The organism is Pseudomonas sp. UBA6753 (assembly GCF_002453565.1).
Taxonomy (GTDB): domain Bacteria; phylum Pseudomonadota; class Gammaproteobacteria; order Pseudomonadales; family Pseudomonadaceae; genus Aquipseudomonas; species Aquipseudomonas putida_Z.
On record NZ_DKHD01000023.1, the window covers coordinates 118,240 to 134,270 of the forward strand.

17 protein-coding genes are annotated in these 16,031 nt (G+C 62.7%); 5 read left to right on the top strand and 12 right to left on the bottom strand.

All coding sequences use genetic code 11. From position 1 onward, the window contains the following. Positions 1–35: 35 nt before the first annotated feature. From B2790_RS09075 to B2790_RS09100, 6 genes are all read right to left on the bottom strand, one after another. Positions 36–488: a hypothetical protein gene (locus B2790_RS09075; protein ID WP_286918665.1), complete on the bottom strand. Its 453-nt coding sequence runs from the start codon at positions 486–488 to the stop codon at positions 36–38. A 353-nt stretch (positions 489–841) separates the two neighbouring features. After that, positions 842–1,192: an addiction module antidote protein gene (locus B2790_RS09080; RefSeq protein ID WP_274079744.1), complete on the bottom strand. Its 351-nt coding sequence runs from the start codon at positions 1,190–1,192 to the stop codon at positions 842–844. Next, positions 1,189–1,497, bottom strand: coding sequence for a type II toxin-antitoxin system RelE/ParE family toxin (locus tag B2790_RS09085; RefSeq protein WP_274079743.1), 309 nt, complete (start codon positions 1,495–1,497; stop codon positions 1,189–1,191). Before B2790_RS09085 ends, B2790_RS09080 begins: the two co-directional genes overlap by 4 nt. Before the next feature lie 340 nt (positions 1,498–1,837). Continuing rightward, complete coding sequence (locus B2790_RS09090; RefSeq protein ID WP_025340252.1) at positions 1,838–2,110, bottom strand: DUF3077 domain-containing protein; 273 nt, start codon at positions 2,108–2,110, stop codon at positions 1,838–1,840. Between the two features lie 136 nt (positions 2,111–2,246). Beyond that, positions 2,247–2,510 (bottom strand): hypothetical protein, encoded by a 264-nt coding sequence (locus tag B2790_RS09095; RefSeq protein ID WP_025340251.1) that lies wholly within the window; start codon positions 2,508–2,510, stop codon positions 2,247–2,249. A gap of 330 nt (positions 2,511–2,840) precedes the next feature. Continuing rightward, complete coding sequence (locus B2790_RS09100; protein WP_286918666.1) at positions 2,841–3,458, bottom strand: LysE family transporter; 618 nt, start codon at positions 3,456–3,458, stop codon at positions 2,841–2,843. A 257-nt stretch (positions 3,459–3,715) separates the two neighbouring features. Here B2790_RS09100 and B2790_RS09105 point away from each other — a divergent pair, with 257 nt between their 5' ends. The 4 genes from B2790_RS09105 (at position 3,716) to B2790_RS09120 (ending at position 7,396) form a co-directional block, all read left to right on the top strand. After that, a complete protein-coding gene (locus B2790_RS09105; protein WP_003254720.1) occupies positions 3,716–3,907 on the top strand; it encodes a YhfL family protein in 192 nt (63 codons plus the stop codon). A gap of 329 nt (positions 3,908–4,236) precedes the next feature. Further along, positions 4,237–5,874 carry a malate dehydrogenase (quinone) gene (gene mqo / locus B2790_RS09110; protein WP_075046052.1) on the top strand — a complete coding sequence of 546 codons (1,638 nt, stop codon included), beginning with the start codon at positions 4,237–4,239 and terminating at the stop codon, positions 5,872–5,874. Between the two features lie 260 nt (positions 5,875–6,134). Further along, positions 6,135–6,779, top strand: coding sequence for a hypothetical protein (locus B2790_RS09115; RefSeq protein WP_286918667.1), 645 nt, complete (start codon positions 6,135–6,137; stop codon positions 6,777–6,779). Continuing rightward, a complete protein-coding gene (locus B2790_RS09120; protein ID WP_286918668.1) occupies positions 6,779–7,396 on the top strand; it encodes a helix-turn-helix transcriptional regulator in 618 nt (205 codons plus the stop codon). Before B2790_RS09115 ends, B2790_RS09120 begins: the two co-directional genes overlap by 1 nt. Positions 7,397–7,515: 119 nt before the next feature. On the opposite strand, the gene B2790_RS09125 is transcribed toward B2790_RS09120, so the two are convergent. Next, positions 7,516–7,851: an ArsR/SmtB family transcription factor gene (locus tag B2790_RS09125; RefSeq protein WP_085590625.1), complete on the bottom strand. Its 336-nt coding sequence runs from the start codon at positions 7,849–7,851 to the stop codon at positions 7,516–7,518. 50 nt (positions 7,852–7,901) lie between these two features. Here B2790_RS09125 and xenA point away from each other — a divergent pair, with 50 nt between their 5' ends. Continuing rightward, entirely contained in the window at positions 7,902–8,993 is a 1,092-nt protein-coding gene (xenA, locus tag B2790_RS09130; protein WP_286918669.1) for a xenobiotic reductase XenA, read from the top strand. 135 nt (positions 8,994–9,128) lie between these two features. Here xenA and B2790_RS09135 read toward each other — a convergent pair whose 3' ends face one another. The 5 genes from B2790_RS09135 to B2790_RS09155 form a co-directional block, all read right to left on the bottom strand. Continuing rightward, positions 9,129–10,376 (bottom strand): NAD(P)/FAD-dependent oxidoreductase, encoded by a 1,248-nt coding sequence (locus B2790_RS09135; protein ID WP_286918670.1) that lies wholly within the window; start codon positions 10,374–10,376, stop codon positions 9,129–9,131. A 2-nt stretch (positions 10,377–10,378) separates the two neighbouring features. Next, entirely contained in the window at positions 10,379–11,956 is a 1,578-nt protein-coding gene (locus tag B2790_RS09140) for an aldehyde dehydrogenase (NADP(+)) (RefSeq protein WP_286918671.1), read from the bottom strand. Between the two features lie 263 nt (positions 11,957–12,219). Next, complete coding sequence (locus B2790_RS09145) at positions 12,220–13,167, bottom strand: dihydrodipicolinate synthase family protein (RefSeq protein ID WP_013973780.1); 948 nt, start codon at positions 13,165–13,167, stop codon at positions 12,220–12,222. A gap of 45 nt (positions 13,168–13,212) precedes the next feature. Then, complete coding sequence (locus B2790_RS09150) at positions 13,213–14,139, bottom strand: 4-hydroxyproline epimerase (RefSeq protein WP_286918672.1); 927 nt, start codon at positions 14,137–14,139, stop codon at positions 13,213–13,215. A gap of 148 nt (positions 14,140–14,287) precedes the next feature. Further along, entirely contained in the window at positions 14,288–15,904 is a 1,617-nt protein-coding gene (locus tag B2790_RS09155; protein WP_286918673.1) for an APC family permease, read from the bottom strand. Positions 15,905–16,031: the final 127 nt, after the last annotated feature.

Sequence of the window (16,031 nt, forward strand, 5' to 3'; positions counted from 1 at the left end):
CCGGGCCTAGCGTGCATCAGTTTTACACCGGGACGTCAATCCCACAGGTGGATGGTTTCCTTGCTGTCCTCATCAAGAAGCTTAGACAACCGATTAATGATCAGGTCCTCGGTGAGCTCAGAGACTTCGTCCGAAGAAACCTCTGCTGTCCATGCCTCGTTGTCCGTAGGGAGAAACAAAAGATCTGAATAGTCCAGATTCCTCGCCCGTACTCCATACTCTCCATTCTTGCTAATCGGGTCGAACCGGATTTCGCTGCCTAGGAACTCTATGATCAGGCTAGGATAATGTCTGTCCATGTCTGCGCTATGGTCTTGGTGGGAAACCTCAACTCCCGGCACGCCGTCGACGGCGCCCTCCAGGAGCTTGTATAGATCTGGCAGCTTTTCGACGAATAGGGCGTGCTGCTCAGCCAGAAGCCTATCCTTGAGTCTTTCGGCGTTTGCTCGCTGCTGTAGCTTCTTGATCAGGTCTTCCTTGGCGCCCATGTGGTTGCTCCGCATAGTTTATGGTGGCTAGATGCTAGCCTAAACGTAAAGCTCGCGACTACTCAAAACCTTGGGGGAATTTTGGGGGAATTAATCCCCCGAAAGTTGTGGAATGCTGTTGTGTCACGTTGCGTTGAACTGATTGATTTTATTGAGATTTATAAATTTCTATCAAAAAAATATGAGGCCAGAAACGGATTCGAAATCCGTTGTACTGGCAACAGTACCTAGGGTTCAAATCCCTATCTCTCCGCCATACAAGATGAAGCCCCTGGGAGCGAAAGTTTCCAGGGGCTTTTTCGTTGTGTGGCGCGAAGTTGTTTGTAGCGAACATCCCAATTGCGCGGGCGAGCCTATGAAGACGCGGGGAGCTTCTTGAGCGGCCTGACGGTGAGTTCTACGCCCAAGGCAAGCATCAGCTTCTGAATTGTAGAAAATCGGGTTTTATCGCCGCCCTTCAAAGTTTTGTAGAGAGACTCGCGATTGACGCCAGCGTCTTGCGCAAACTGGTTCACGCCCTTGGCTTTTGCCACTTCACCCAGGGCATGCATCAGGATTTGAGCATCGTTAGCCTTCATAGCCTCTGCCAGAAATGCTGCGATGGTTTCTGGGCTGTCGAGAAACCGGGATGCCTCGAATCGTTTGGTATTGCTCAAGTCCAGATCAAGGATTGGCATGTCTTCAGGGGTGGACTTGTAGCTCATCGTTTTTTACCTCGTATTGCATCAAGGATTTCCTTGGCTCGTTTGATGGCTCTGTGTTGATCCGTTTTATCGCTGCCATAGAGCATCAGGTAGCGGGTTGGGCCCGTTCGTACGAAGTAGATTCGATATCCGGGGCCGACAAACACGCGCATCTCACTGACACCATCGCCAACCGATTCGGTATCACCGAAGCTGCCATTTTCGGCTCTGGCAATCCTTGAGGTGACAGCACCTCTGCCGATTGGGTCTTTTACGCCATCCAGCCAATCTTCAAATTCAGACGTTGTGTCGATCTGATTCGGCATGCATTAAATGTAGCCTAGTGGCTACTCCTTGTCGATGAATGAGTGACCGAGTGGTCCTGCGGAAACGAGGTGGAGGCCATTACGCAATGGTTGGTTGCGCCTAGCCCGACGATCGCCTTCCTGCGTTGGTCTGAATGGCGATGAAGAGACGAGGCTAAGGTGTGGGCTGTGCACTGGCAACGAATACAGCGGGTTTGCTGTTTGTTTGGGAAATGGACTACATCGCGATGGAAGAGGTCGTATTACCGCATGGGGCCGGAGCGTATTTGGGTGTGATCGCGACGAGATGCGATGAATGAAGCCCCTGGGTGTTTTGCGTTTCCAAGGGCTTCTTTATTTCTTATTTTTTCATCATCCCCAATTCAGCATCATCCAGCAGCGCCTTAGCCATGGCACTTAGGTAATGCGAGGCCCAGATCAGCTTCTGGTCGCCATCCATCAAACCGGTGATGATCAGGTCGCGGACGTAGCCCATCAGTTCGGATGCCTGTTCGCGGGCGTCCTGGCAGGGGATGCCGGGTTCGATGCGGAACAGCGGGTGGGTGTTGTTTTCGCCTTGGTAGAAGCAGGTCTTGCCGACTGTGGTGGGTTGCTTTGTGTCGTCGGTGGGCATTGTTTTTCTCCCTGGAATCTTGGGTGTCTGGGCCGGCCTCTTCGCGGGCGCGCCCGCTCCCACAGGTACGGCGCAGTACTTGAGGGCAATGATTACCCTTGTGGGAGCGGGCGTGCCCGCGAAGAGGCCAGGCCTGCTAGTGCAAAGTTCGTGGCTCAGCCGGTAAATGGGCCTGCATCTGCAATTGCATCAATGCCGACTCGACCAGGCCCTGTACCGCCTCCATTTCATGGATCACGGCCTGCATCACGATCGAACTCGGGGCTGTGGGTTTGAGTTGCACGGATTGGCGGGCCACGAACAGGGCGCAGAGTACGTACTCTGAGGACTGGACCAGGGTGTCTTGCAGAGCCTGGGTGGAATCGAGGGAGTGGGGTGGATCGGGGACCATCTTGCGCATGTAAAGCTCCTTGGGTAAGTGGAGCCGCCTGGCAACGCTGTCAAACGAATGGGGGCAGCTATACATGGGTTGACAGACCGGTTACCCAAGACCCGGCGCACACGAATGTGCCCCATGCACAGCTGCCATAACGCTGCAACGGAAACTTGAGTAGTCGGCCTGTCAAAGCCGGTCGTTGATTTTGCAACGACAAGCCGAGACTAGAGCGCGACCCAATCCGTCGCAACAGTTTGAGCGGGTTGGCAGTATGTTTGGGAAATGGCCTACAGGGAAGGGGATAATTCTGAGTTTCAGCTGTAGGACTGGGGGCGCAATGCGCCCCCAGGGCCTTCAGCGCATTGCCGCCAGTTTGATGCCGAACCCCACCAGGCAAGCCCCCGCCAACCGCTCGAACATATTGGCAATCCGCGGATTGGCGCGCATGCGCTCGGCCAACTGGTGCGTCAGCACCACGGCAATCAACCCGTACAGGAAGGTCACCACCGCCACTGTCGCCGCGAGGAAGCCGAAGGTCACCAGCCCCTGGTGCTTCACCGGGTCGACGAACAGCGGGAAGAACGCCATGTAGAACATGATCGCCTTGGGGTTGAGCAGGGTGATCATCATGGTCTGGCGCAGGTACTGGCCGTTTTCCATGCGGCTGGCCCGCGGCGCGCCACCGGGTTTGCTCAGCAGCATGCGCAGGCCCAGGTAGGCCAGGTACGCAGCACCGGCCCACTGCACCACGTGGAAGGCGGCAGGGTAGGCCGCCAGCAGGGTGGCAACACCCGCCACCGCCAGCCACAGCAGCACCTGGTCACCCAGGATCACCCCGCAGGTCGCGGCCATGCCGGCCTTGATCCCGCCCTTGCCGGTGGCGGTGATCAGGGCGAAGTTGCCCGGGCCGGGGATGGCCAGGACGATGATGAAGGCGATGACGAACGCGCCGTAGTCGGTGACGCCGAGCATGGGGAACTCCTGTTGGTGGTGCGTAGGCAGAGTTCAAGACTATCGTCGCCACCGGCCCGCTTTTCAACCGTCTACCAGGAAATTGGAAGCAAGCTCTGATTTTTCAGAAGTGCGAGAAATTTCTTACAAAGGCAACTTGTTGTTGCACACGTGCAACCAGCCAGTGCACTTTGCGGCTTGGATCCAATGCCTAGGTTCTGTATCATCCCGCCGCCATCAGAATGATGGCCGAAGATGATTCATTTAAAGGACTTAGTATGAAAAAGCTGTTCAAGGCTACCGTAGCCGTTGCTGTCGTTTCGGGTGTCGCCCTGCTGTCGGGTTGCACTGGCCAGGTTTACAACCAGCCGAAAAACTGCACCTACGACTACCTGTTCCACCCTTCGGTTTCCATCTCCAAGATCATCGGTGGCTGCGGCCCGATCGATAAACTGCCTCAGCAGCAGTAATCTTGGCGGTACCCTGATCGCGACGCTTGCGGCGTGATCCAAGGCCCCCGGTCATTTTACGTGATCGGGGGTTTTTGTTTTTCCGCGTGACAATCTGCCACTGAGGCAACCCGTCGCCTTGACGCTCTGGGTGGCAATTTGTTTGTGCTGGCATTTGAGCTACAATCGGAAAAACGATTCAGCCTTGTCGGTCAATTCGACAAAAGGCCGAGTCGTTTTCTGGTTCTCTGGCTGCTGAACAATGATCAACAACAAGCCTGCGCTGCAGAACATGCTTTACTTGGGCCAGCCACAGGCCCACCCCCTGTTCTCCTGACTGGAATCGATCAATGTTCAAGAAAGCTGGCAAGACCTTGCTGGGTCTGGCTGTCGCTGCAAGCGTCATGCAAGCGCACGCCGCAGAAACCAAGAAAGTAGATGTGCTGCTGGTCGGCGGCGGCATCATGAGCTCGACCCTGGCCGTGTGGTTGCACGAGCTGGAGCCAAGCTGGTCGATGGAAATGGTCGAGCGCCTGGATGGCGTGGCCGAAGAAAGCTCCAACGGCTGGAACAACGCCGGTACCGGCCACTCCGCGCTGGCCGAGCTGAACTACACCCCGGAAGACAAGGACGGCAACGTCAATATCACCAAGGCCATCGAAATCAACGAGGCCTTCCAGATCTCCCGCCAGTTCTGGTCGTGGCAGGTCCGCCAGGGCGTGCTGAAGAACCCGCATTCGTTCATCAACACCACGCCGCACATGAGCTTCGTGTGGGGCGATGACAACATCAAGTTCCTGAAAAAGCGTTACGACGCGCTGCAGGCCAGCCCGCTGTTCCGCCCGATGCAGTACTCCGAGGACCACGCGCAGATCGCCAAGTGGGTCCCGCTGATGATGGAAGGCCGCGACCCTAACCAGAAGCTGGCCGTGACCTGGACGCCAATCGGCACCGACGTCAACTTCGGCGAGATCACCCGCCAGTTCGTCGGCCACCTGAAAACCCAGGAAAACTTCGACCTGAAGCTGTCCAGCGAAGTGCAGGACATCACCCGCAACAAGGACGGCTCGTGGCACGTCGAGTACAAGAACCTGAAGGACGGTAGCGAATCGGCCACCGACGCCAAGTTCCTGTTCATCGGTGCCGGTGGCGGCGCACTGAAGCTGCTGCAGAAGTCGGGCATTCCTGAAGCCAAGGAATACGCAGGCTTCCCGGTGGGCGGCTCGTTCCTGGTGACCGAGAACCCGACCGTGGCCATGCAGCACATGGCCAAGGCCTACGGCATCGCCTCGACCGGCGCGCCACCCATGTCGGTTCCGCACCTGGACACCCGCGTGCTGGATGGCAAGCGCGTGATCCTGTTCGGCCCATTCGCCACCTTCTCGACCAAGTTCCTGAAGAACGGCTCGTACCTGGACCTGCTGAGCAGCACCACCACCCACAACGTGTGGCCGATGACCAAGGTCGGCATCGATCAGTACCCGCTGGTGGAATACCTCGCTGGCCAGCTGATGCTGTCTGACGACGACCGTTTCGAAGCCCTGCGCACCTACTTCCCGAACGCCAAGAAGGAAGACTGGCGCCTGTGGCAGGCCGGTCAGCGCGTGCAGATCATCAAGCGTGATGCCGAGAAGGGCGGCGTGCTGAAGCTGGGCACCGAAGTGGTCGCTTCCGAAGACCGCACCATCGCCGGCCTGCTGGGTGCATCGCCAGGTGCTTCGACTGCGGCACCGATCATGCTGAACGTGCTGGAAACCGTGTTCAAGGAGAAGGTCGCTACCCCTGAGTGGCAGGCCAAGATCAAGCAGATCGTGCCGAGCTACGGCACCAAGCTGAACGACTCGGCGGCGGCCACCCAGAAAGAGTGGAACTACACCGCTGAAGTGCTGCAGCTCGAGAAGCCACCGGTGATCGATGAGAGCGTCGGCACCACGGTTGCACCGAGCCAGCCGGTCGAGAGCAAGCCTGAGAATGACATGGCGCTGTAATCGGCCATTGTTGTGACAGAAGCCACGGGGGAGACCTCGTGGCTTTTTTGTTGCCTGTTCCGGCCCTTTCGCGGGCTCGCCCGCTCCCACAGGTACATCACAGTTCTCGAAAGCTGTGGTGTACCTGTGGGAGCGGGCAAGCCCGCGAAGAGGCCGGTACAGGAGAACCACTGATCTGAAATCTGGGCTGAACCCAATAAAAACATATTTTGATGCTTAAATTAATCTTGTCAGTCGATCCCCTCCAGGAGGGTGCCGTCATGAACATCAAGATTGCCGCCTTACTGCTGCTCGCCCTGTGTACCCAGCCGGCATGGAGCCAAAGCTACTCCTACTCCAGCGACTCCCCCGCCGCCAAACCCGCCGAATCTGCTGCAATGACCACGCGCATGGCCCTGCGCGACCTTTGGGTCGAGCACATCTTCTGGGTGCGCAACTATGCTGTCGCCAACCAGGCCGGCAACGCCAAGGAGGCTGAAGTCGCTGCCAAGGAAGTGGTTACCGACGCTACCAGGATCGCCAACAGCATTGCCCCGCTGTACGGCCAGCCCGCCGCCGATCAGTTGCTGAAACTGCTGGCCGGCCACTGGGGCGCCATCAAGCACTACAGCGACGCCACCGTGGCCAAGGACAAAAAAGGCCAGCAAGCCGCAGTCAATGAGCTGACCAGCAATGCCAAGGCCATCGCTGCGTTCCTGGCCAAGGCCAACCCGAACCTGCCCGAGCCGACCCTGCTGACGCTGCTCAGCGCCCACGGCGGGCACCACGTGGCCCAGATCGACCAGCTGGCGGCCGCTGACTACGTGGGCGAGGCGCGCACCTGGGCGATGATGCGCGAGCATATCCTGACCCTGTCCGACGCCCTGGCTGCGGCGTTGGTCAAACAGTTCCCGGACAAATTCTGATGCTCGAAGGCTTGGGCCGTACCCAACAGGACCTGCTCCATGCGTTGCTGCTCCAGTCGGCCGGCATGAGCATCGACGACCTGGCGCAGGCCCTGGCCATCACCCGCACGGCGGTGCGCCAGCACCTGGCGGCGCTGGAGCGCGACGGCCTGGTCAAGCGTGGCGCTACCCGGCCCACCGGGCGCCGCCCGGAGCAGTTGCACGAGCTGACCGAACAGGCCCGCGAACTGTTCCCGCGGCAGTATCCGTTGCTGGCCAACCTGCTGATTGCGGAAGTGGCCGGCTTGCTGGGGCAGGAGGCGTTGCTGGCGCTGATGCGCCAGCTGGGGCGCAAGCTGGCGGCGGACCTGGAGCATCAAGTGGTGGATGAAGCACGTATCGTCGAGCACATGAACAATGCCGGGTACGAGGCGCAGGTGTTCTTCCGCTCGGGGGGCGAGCCGCAGATCGTTGCGCACAATTGCGTATTCCATCACCTGGCCAAGGCGCACCCGGTGGTGTGCGAGCTGGACCTGGCGCTGATCGGGGCCTTGGGTGGGGCCGAGGTCAGCCATGAGGAGTGCATGCTCAGGGGAGGGCAGGTGTGCCGGTTTGCCCTGGGCAAGAAAGAGAACTGATGTTGCCTGTTCTGGCCTTATCGCCGGCAAGCCAGCTCCCACAGGTACTCCACAGGTCTCAGGAACTGTGGAGTACCTGTGGGAGCTGGCTTGCCGGCGATAGGGCCGGGGCAGGAAAATCAGCTCTGCCGCAGAATGCAGTCCAGCAACCCGGGAAACCGCTCCCCCAGCATCTCGCTACGCAACGAATTCATATGGGTGGTTCCCACATTGCGGGTATGCACCAACCCCGCATCACGCAGCACGCGAAAATGGTGGGACATGCTCGACTTCGGCCGGCCACCGTCCAGCTCGCCGCAGCTGGCTTCGGCCACGCCCGCCAGGTGGCGCACGATACCCAGGCGCACCGGGTCGCTCAGGGCATAGAGCAGGCGTTCCAGGGTAAGGTCTTCAGAATTGGGATGTTGATAGGCTCGCATGGTCGTCATGATAACGGGGCTATCATTAATTGCCATAGTTCGATTATGATCGAACTATCGTAATCAGACAGCCCGGGAGCTTGCTCATGTCCGCTTTGTTCGAACCCTATACCCTCAAGGACGTCACCCTGCGCAACCGCATTGCCATTCCGCCGATGTGCCAGTACATGGCCGAGGACGGCATGATCAACGACTGGCACCACGTGCACCTGGCCGGCCTGGCCCGTGGCGGTGCCGGCCTGTTGGTGGTCGAGGCCACTGCCGTGGCACCGGAAGGGCGCATCACCCCCGGTTGCGCCGGTATCTGGAGCGATGCCCACGCCCAGGCTTTCGTGCCGGTGGTGCAGGCAATCAAGGCCGCCGGTTCCGTGCCGGGTATTCAGATTGCCCACGCCGGGCGCAAGGCCAGCGCCAACCGCCCGTGGGAGGGTGACGACCACATTGCCGCCGACGACGCCCGCGGCTGGGAAACCATCGCCCCGTCCGCCATCGCCTTCGGTGCGCACCTGCCACAAGTGCCGCGCGAGATGACCCTGGACGACATCGCCCGGGTCAAGCAGGACTTCGTCGATGCCGCCCGCCGTGCGCGCGATGCCGGTTTCGAGTGGATCGAACTGCACTTTGCCCATGGCTACCTGGGCCAGAGCTTCTTCTCCGAACACTCCAACAAGCGTACCGACGCCTACGGTGGCAGCTTCGACAACCGCAGCCGCTTCCTGCTGGAAACCCTGGCAGCGGTGCGTGAGGTATGGCCAGAGAATCTGCCCCTGACCGCGCGTTTTGGTGTGCTGGAATACGACGGCCGCGATGAGCAGACCCTGGAAGAGTCGATCGAACTGGCGCGCCGCTTCAAGGCTGGCGGCCTCGACCTGCTGAGCGTGAGTGTCGGCTTCACCATTCCCGTCACCAAGATCCCATGGGGCCCGGCGTTCATGGGGCCGATTGCCGAGCGCGTGCGTCGTGAGGCGAAGCTGCCGGTGACCTCGGCGTGGGGGTTTGGTACGCCGCAACTGGCGGAAGCGGCGCTGCAGGCCAACCAGCTGGACCTGGTATCGGTAGGGCGTGCGCACCTGGCAGACCCGCACTGGGCTTACTTTGCGGCCAAGGAGTTGGGCGTGGAGAAAGCCTCCTGGACCTTGCCGGCACCGTATGCGCACTGGCTCGAGCGTTATCGCTGAGGCATGAAAGGGGCTGCTTTGCAGCCCAATCGCCGGCAAGCCAGCTCCCACAGGTACGGCACAGGGCTTGAGGTCTATGCGGTACCTGTGGGAGCTGGCTTGCCGGCGAATGGGCCGCACAGCGGCCCCACGAATCTAGAACCGATCCAACCGGTAGGCCGCCATATCAGCCCCACTCTCCCTGTCAGCCAACCGCCCCACCCATTCCGCAGTCACCGCCGCCTGGGTCAACCCCAGGTGCTGATGCCCGAACGCCAACAGCACCCGCCCATCACACACCCGGTCGATCACCGGCAACGAATCTGGCAACGAAGGCCGGAAGCCCATCCACGGCGTCGCTCCCTCAACACTCAGGTCCCTCCGGAACAACCCCTTGCTCAAGCGGTGCAACTGCCACGCCCGCTGCATGCTCGGCGGCGCGTCCAGCCCGGCGAATTCCACCGTGCCGGCCAGGCGCAAGCCCTCGGCCATGGGCGTCATGATGAACTTGCGCTCCAGCGATGTGACTGCAAACGGCAAACGCTGATGCTCGCCAGGCAACATCAGGTGGTAGCCGCGCTCGGTGTCCAGCGGCACCTGCTTGCCGGTCAGCACGCCGGTCAACCGCGCAGAATGCGCGCCACAACTGATCAGCACCTGGCGGGCCTCGAGCGTGCCCTGGTCGCTGGCCAGGCTGACCCCGCCGCTGTGCAGCCGCCCGCCATCGACCTGCGCCTGTACAAAGCGCACGCCACTGGCCTTGGCCGCTTCGAACAGTTCGCACACCACCCGGTAAGGGTCGATGAAGTGCCCGGTACGTGGGAAGAACAGCCCACCCTGCAACGACGGGCTCAGTTGCGGCGCCGCCTCGCGCACGGTGTCGGCCGACCAGAAGTCCACCGGCACCGCCTGCTGTTGCATGCGTGCGCGCAAGGCCTCCAGGGCCTGGCGCGACTCCGGCCGCTCGAACACCAGCAACGAGCCATCTTCCTGGAACAGTTCGCTGCGCCCGATCGAACCCAGCAGCCGCTGCCAGGCACCCAGGCTGCCTTCGTTCAACGTGCGGATGCCGGCCACGCTGCGCTGAAACGGGCCCGGGCGCAGGTTGAGCAGCAGACGGGTGAACCACGGCATGGCCTTGGGCAGGTACTTCCAGTCAAGGCGCAGCGGGCCCATCGGGTCCAGCAGCATGCGCGGCAGGCGTTTGAGAATCGACAGGTCGGCAATCGGGAATACCTGCTCGGTGGCCAGGTGCCCGGCGTTGCCGTAGGACGCGCCCTGGCCGGGTGCCTGGCGGTCCACCAGGGTTACCCGGCGGCCCTGGCGGGCCAGTTGCAGGGCACAGGCGACGCCGACAATGCCGGCGCCGACCACGGCGATATCGGTTTCAGCGGTTTCGACCATGCTCAGCCTTCCCGTTTACCGTCGAGCAGGCGCCGCAGTTGCAGCGGGTTGCCGTGTTTCAGCGCCTGCGGCAGCAGGGCATCGGGGAAGTCCTGGTAGCACACCGGGCGCAGGAAGCGCAGGATCGCCGCCGTGCCCACCGAAGTGGTGCGGGCGTCGGAGGTGGCCGGGAACGGCCCGCCGTGGACCATCGCGTCGCATACCTCTACACCGGTCGGCCAGCCATTGACCAGGATGCGGCCAGCCTTGCGCTCAAGGGTTGGCAGCAGGGCGCGGGCGCTGGCGATGTCTGCTTCGTCCAGTTGCAGGGTGGCGGTCAGTTGGCCTTCCAGATGCTCGGCCACCTGGCGCACTTGCTCAGCGTTGGCGCAGGCCACCACCAGCGACGCCGCACCGAAGACTTCGGCCTGCAACGCCGGGTCGGCGAGGAACGCTTCGGCCTGGGTCACGAACAGCTGCGCCTGGCACTGGTTGGGGCCTTGCCCGGCCTGGCCACTGGCGGCGGCCTGGGCATTGGCGTTTGCGGCCAGGGCGCCGACACCGGCCTGGTAGGCACTGAAGATGCCCGGGGTAAGCATGGTCTGCGCCGTAGCCTGGCGCACGTGTTCGCTGGCGGCGTCGATGAAACGCTGCAACGCCGGCCCCTGGCGGGCAATCACCAGGCCGGGGTTGGTGCAGAACTGGCCGGCGCCCTGGGTCAGCGAGGCGACGAAGCCTTGTGCCAGTGCCTCGGCGCGGGTCTGCAGAGCGGTGTCGAACAGGAACACCGGGTTGATCGAGCTCATTTCGGCGTACACCGGGATCGGCTCCGGGCGGGCCTGGGCCGCCTGGCACAGCGCAATGCCGCCGCTGCGCGAGCCGGTAAAGCCAACGGCCTTGATGCGCGGGTCGCTGACCAGCGCAATGCCCACTTCACGACCTGAGCCGTACAACAGCGAAAACACACCGGCCGGCAAGCCGCACTGCTTCACGGCCTTTGCCACTGCCTGGCCGACCAGCTCGCTGGTGCCCGGGTGGGCACCGTGGGCCTTGACCACCACCGGGCAACCGGCGGCCAGGGCAGAGGCGGTGTCGCCACCGGCCACCGAGAAGGCCAATGGGAAATTGCTGGCGCCGAATACCGCCACCGGCCCCAGGGCCACCTGGCGCTGGCGCAGGTCGGCACGCGGCAGGGGCTGGCGCTCGGGCAGGGCGTTGTCGACCCGCACATCCAGCCATTCGCCGGCCCGCACCACACGGGCGAAGGTGCGCAGCTGGGTGCAGGTGCGGCCACGTTCGCCCTGGATGCGCGCCTTGGGCAGGCCGCTTTCGGCCACGGCGCGATCGATCAGGGCATCGCCCAGCGCTTCGATCTGCGTGGCGATGGTTTCGAGGAATTGTGCCCGTTGCTCGAGCGAGGTTTCGCGGTAGGCATCGAACGCCGCCCAGGCCAGGGCGCAGGCCTGGGCCACATGTTCGCCGGTGCCGCCGAGGTAGGCCGGTTCCAGCGCCTGGCCGGTGGCCGGGTCGATGGCACGGATGGCGTCGCGGCTGCCGGTTACCGGCGTCTGGCCGATCAGCAGGTTGCCTGTGAGGGTCATGGAGCCTCCTTTGGAAATTACATGCAGTTGCAAGGGTGTACTGCTTACCCTGTGGGAGCGGGCACTTTCTGAGCCTCGCACCAAACCTGTGGGAGCGGGCGAGCCCGCGAACACCGGCGGAGCCGGTGCCATACACCGCGTTGGCCGCTTCGCGGGCACGCCCGCTCCCACAAGGGAAGGTGACACGCTCTCGAACATTGTTCCCTGTGCGAACGCGCAGCCCCAAGGGCTGGGCAATCTCCCACAGAGAAAGCAGTGGCTGCTTAGGCCAGGTTCTGCTCAGCCGACCAACTGGCGTACCAGCTGCGGAACAGCGCGTACTGCTGCTCGGCATAGTTGCGCTGGGCGTCGGTCAGCACGTCGGTCTCGTTGAAGTGCAGGCTGTATTCGCTGTCACCGTTCAGCACCATCAGGTGCTTGTAGTAGAGCACCAGGTCGCAGCCTTCATCGAACGACGACAGCACCGCCAGCGCCGCCTCCAGCTCACGCGCCAGGCGGCGGGCCTTGGCATCACCCTTGGCCGCCTGTTTGCTCAGGCTCACCAGGTGCAGCACCTCACGCGGCAGGGCGTTGCCGATGCCGGTGATGGCGCCGGTGGCGTTGCAATTGACGAATCCATGCACCACCTGGGTGTCGACGCCGACCATCAGGGTCACGTCGTCATCCTTGGAGGTGATGTGCTCGGCGGCGTAGCGCAGGTCGGCGCCACCGCCGAACTCCTTGAAGCCGATCAGGTTGGGGAACTCGCTGCGCAGTTCGAAGAACAGGTCGGCGCGGGTGGCGAAGCCGTAGTACGGGCTGTTGTAGATAACCGCCGGCAGCTTCGGCGCGGCTGCAAGGATGGCCGAGAAGTGGTGCTTCTGGGCAATCAGCGAGGCGCCGCGGCTGAGCACGCGGGGGATGACCATCAGGCCGGCGGCGCCAACCTTGGCCGCATGAGCGGCGTGGGATACCGCCTCACGGGTGTTCACCGCGCCGGTACCGACGATGGTCGGGATGCCGGCGGCCACCAGGCGCGCTACACCTTCCTGGCGCTCGGCTTCGGTCAGCAGCGGCCAGTCGCCCATCGAGCCGCAGTACACCACGGCGCTCATGCCGGCCTCGATCAGCTCGCGGCCCTTGCGCACCAGGGCGTCGAAGTCCGGCTTGCGCTCGGCGGTGCAGGGGGTCATCAGGGCGGGCATGGTGCCGGTGAAGATGTTGTTGGTCATTGTTGTCACTCCTCGCGATATTCGATTTTTTGGAAAAAGCCGGGGTCAGATGCCCCAGGCGAACGGGTCCTGTTCGTCGATCAGCAGGGTGCTGTCGGCGGTCATGTAGGCGCGGCCGGTGATGAACGGGCGAATGCGTTCGCCGTCGCGCTCGTAGCGGCCCTGGAACTGGCTGCCGGTGATACTGGCCTGTACCCAGGTCTGGCCTTCGTCGAGCTTGCCGTCGGCGGCCAGGCAGGCCAGCTTGGCGCTGGTGCCCGTGCCGCAGGGCGAGCGGTCGTAGGCCTTGCCGGGGCACATCACGAAGTTGCGGCTGTTGGCGTTGGCGTCGTCGGCGAACAGTTCGACGTGGTCGATGGGGGCACCGTTTTCACCGGTGATGCCCTGGGCTTCGAGGGCCTTGAGCATCGCCCAGGTGTACTCGGTCAGCGCCTCGCGGTTGCCCAGCTCTATGCGCTGGCCGTGTTCGGAGACGAGGAAAAACCAGTTGCCACCCCAGGCGATGTCGCCGCGCACCGGACCATGGCCGGGCACGTCCACCAGCACTTGCTGGCGGTAGCGGTAGGACGGCACGTTGCCAACGGTTATGGCGCCGTCTTCATGCAGGGTGGCGCTGACCTGGCCGACCGGGGTATCGATCTTGTGCACGCCCGGTGCGATCAGGCCCAGGTGCTGCAGCGAGGCGACCAGGCCGATGGTGCCGTGGCCGCACATGTTCAGGTAGCCAGCGTTGTTGAAGAAGATCACCCCGCAAGTGGCGTCGGCCGATACCGGTGGGCAGTACAGCGCACCGACCAGCACATCATTGCCACGTGGTTCCAGCAGGCAGGCGCGGCGCCACTGGTCGTGCAGCTCGCGCAGCTCGTCGCGCTGCTCGGCCATGCTGCGGCCATGCAGTTGCGGGAAGCCTTTCATCACCAGGCGAGTCGGTTCCCCGCCAGTGTGCGAGTCGATGACGTGAATCTGTTTCATGAGCTTGTCCATTCTTTGATCAGCCAAGTCTTGTGCTGTTTGTGCGGGCCTCATCGCCGGCAAGCCAGCTCCCACAGGTATTGCATCGGCCTCTGGGGCAGCGCGGCCCCTGTGGGAGCCGGCTTGCCGGCGATAGGGCCAGTAGCCGTTACGGAGCCAGTGCAGCCGGACGCTGGCCTACCAGAGGTTCATGGCTGGCTTCGCTTTCGTCCTCACCTTCCAGGCGCACCAGGTGGGCAGGCACGCCGGTGGCAGCGCCCCAGTAGTAGATGCCCAGCGCACAAGCGGCCACGACCACGGTGTCGAACGGGTGGCCGAGTACTCCCATGCCGCCGAAGCTGCCCAGCCACGACAGCAGGATGGTCACCGCGTAGAAGCCGATCAGCCACGCCGATGAGCGCACTTGCTGGGCCAGCGACAGGTGCTGGGTCGGCACGAAGCGGCCGCACAGCAGGTACAGCACGAACATCACGATCTGCAGGGCCAGCAGCCACGACACGGTTTTCCAGCCCGACCAGTACACGATCAGCGCGGCGATGATGAACGACAGCGGGCCGAGCACGCCCATGCCCTTGACCCGGAACGGGCGCGGCATGTCGGGGGTGTTGCGGCGCAGGGCGGCGACGGTGACCGGGGCCACGGCGTAGCTCAGTACCAGGGCGGCGGAAACCACGTTGATCAGCGCTTCCCAGGACGGGAACGGCAGGGTCCAGAACACCGACAGGCCAAAGGTCAGCCACAGCGCCGGGCGCGGGATGCCGGACTCGGCGTCGATACGGGTGAAGTACTTGAAGAAGGTGCCGGTCTGCGCCCAGCCATAGACCACGCGCGGGGTGGCGTTCATGTAGATGTTGCCGCAGCCGCTGGGCGAGATCACCGCGTCGGCCACCACCAGATAGGCCAGCCAGCCCACACCCAGGGCCAGGGCGATGTCGCGGTAGGGCAGGGCCAGTTCCTTGGTCACTGCGGCCCAGCCGTTGCTCAGCATTTCGGTCGGCACGCTGCCGAGGAAGGCCAGTTGCAGCAGGGCGTAGATCGCGGTGGACAGCAGTACCGAGAGGATCAGCGCGATGGGGATGGTGCGTTGCGGGTTCTTCACCTCGCTGGCCACCGAAATGATTGGCGTCAGGCCCAGGTAGGCGAAGATGATGCCACCGGCCGATACCGCCATTTCAACGCCGGACAGACCGAACGGGGCAAAGCCCTGGACCTCGAAGTTTTCCGGCTTGAAGAAGGTGAACAGCACGCCGATCACCAGCAGCGGCACGATGAACTTGAACACGCTGACCAGGTTGTTGGCCTTGGCGAAGGTTTTCACGCTGCGGTAGTTGAGGAAGAAGAACAGCCCCAACAGGGCGAACTGCACCAGCCAGCCGAGTACCGTCGGGTCGCTGGAGCCGGCCTTGGTCAGCCCGGGGAACCAGGCGGCGGCGTATTGGCGCGAAGCGACCACTTCGATGGCGATCAGGCTGGAAAAGGCGATCAGGGTGATGAAGCCCATCAAGTAGCCCAGCAGCGGGCCGTGGGAGTACACCGGGTAGCGCACCACGCCCCCGGCACGTGGCAGGGCGGCGCCCAGTTCGCAATAGACGATGCCCAGCAACAGTACGGCGAAGCCGCCAAGGAACCAGGACAGGATGCCGGCCGGGCCGGCGATGGCCGAGACGTGGCTGGCGGCGAACAGCCAGCCGGAGCCGAAGATGGCGCCTAGGCCGATGAAGGTGAGGTCCAGCAATGACAACTGTTTTTTGAATTTGCCTGACATGGGTTCGCCTTTTTGTTGGTTATTGGATAGGCAGGTCTGATGTCACGAGATGCGGCTTTTTGGGCCGCGCTCTTGTAGGACTTGGGGCGGCTTGCGTGGGGCATAGAGTGGACCGATCGGGGCGGCG

Bases quoted from the DNA above. Each gene is read 5' to 3' on its own strand.
- B2790_RS09125 (WP_085590625.1), bottom strand. From the start codon at position 7,851: ATGGCAATTAATGATAGCCCCGTTATCATGACGACCATGCGAGCCTAT.
- B2790_RS09120 (WP_286918668.1), top strand. From the start codon at position 6,779: ATGCTCGAAGGCTTGGGCCGTACCCAACAGGACCTGCTCCATGCGTTG.
- B2790_RS09080 (WP_274079744.1), bottom strand. From the start codon at position 1,192: ATGAGCTACAAGTCCACCCCTGAAGACATGCCAATCCTTGATCTGGAC.
- B2790_RS09100 (WP_286918666.1), bottom strand. From the start codon at position 3,458: ATGCTCGGCGTCACCGACTACGGCGCGTTCGTCATCGCCTTCATCATC.
- mqo (WP_075046052.1), top strand. From the start codon at position 4,237: ATGTTCAAGAAAGCTGGCAAGACCTTGCTGGGTCTGGCTGTCGCTGCA.
- B2790_RS09145 (WP_013973780.1), bottom strand. From the start codon at position 13,167: ATGACCAACAACATCTTCACCGGCACCATGCCCGCCCTGATGACCCCC.
- B2790_RS09085 (WP_274079743.1), bottom strand. From the start codon at position 1,497: ATGCCGAATCAGATCGACACAACGTCTGAATTTGAAGATTGGCTGGAT.
- B2790_RS09095 (WP_025340251.1), bottom strand. From the start codon at position 2,510: ATGCGCAAGATGGTCCCCGATCCACCCCACTCCCTCGATTCCACCCAG.
- B2790_RS09135 (WP_286918670.1), bottom strand. From the start codon at position 10,376: ATGGTCGAAACCGCTGAAACCGATATCGCCGTGGTCGGCGCCGGCATT.
- B2790_RS09090 (WP_025340252.1), bottom strand. From the start codon at position 2,110: ATGCCCACCGACGACACAAAGCAACCCACCACAGTCGGCAAGACCTGC.
- B2790_RS09140 (WP_286918671.1), bottom strand. From the start codon at position 11,956: ATGACCCTCACAGGCAACCTGCTGATCGGCCAGACGCCGGTAACCGGC.
- B2790_RS09075 (WP_286918665.1), bottom strand. From the start codon at position 488: ATGGGCGCCAAGGAAGACCTGATCAAGAAGCTACAGCAGCGAGCAAAC.
- B2790_RS09115 (WP_286918667.1), top strand. From the start codon at position 6,135: ATGAACATCAAGATTGCCGCCTTACTGCTGCTCGCCCTGTGTACCCAG.
- xenA (WP_286918669.1), top strand. From the start codon at position 7,902: ATGTCCGCTTTGTTCGAACCCTATACCCTCAAGGACGTCACCCTGCGC.
- B2790_RS09150 (WP_286918672.1), bottom strand. From the start codon at position 14,139: ATGAAACAGATTCACGTCATCGACTCGCACACTGGCGGGGAACCGACT.
- B2790_RS09155 (WP_286918673.1), bottom strand. From the start codon at position 15,904: ATGTCAGGCAAATTCAAAAAACAGTTGTCATTGCTGGACCTCACCTTC.
- B2790_RS09105 (WP_003254720.1), top strand. From the start codon at position 3,716: ATGAAAAAGCTGTTCAAGGCTACCGTAGCCGTTGCTGTCGTTTCGGGT.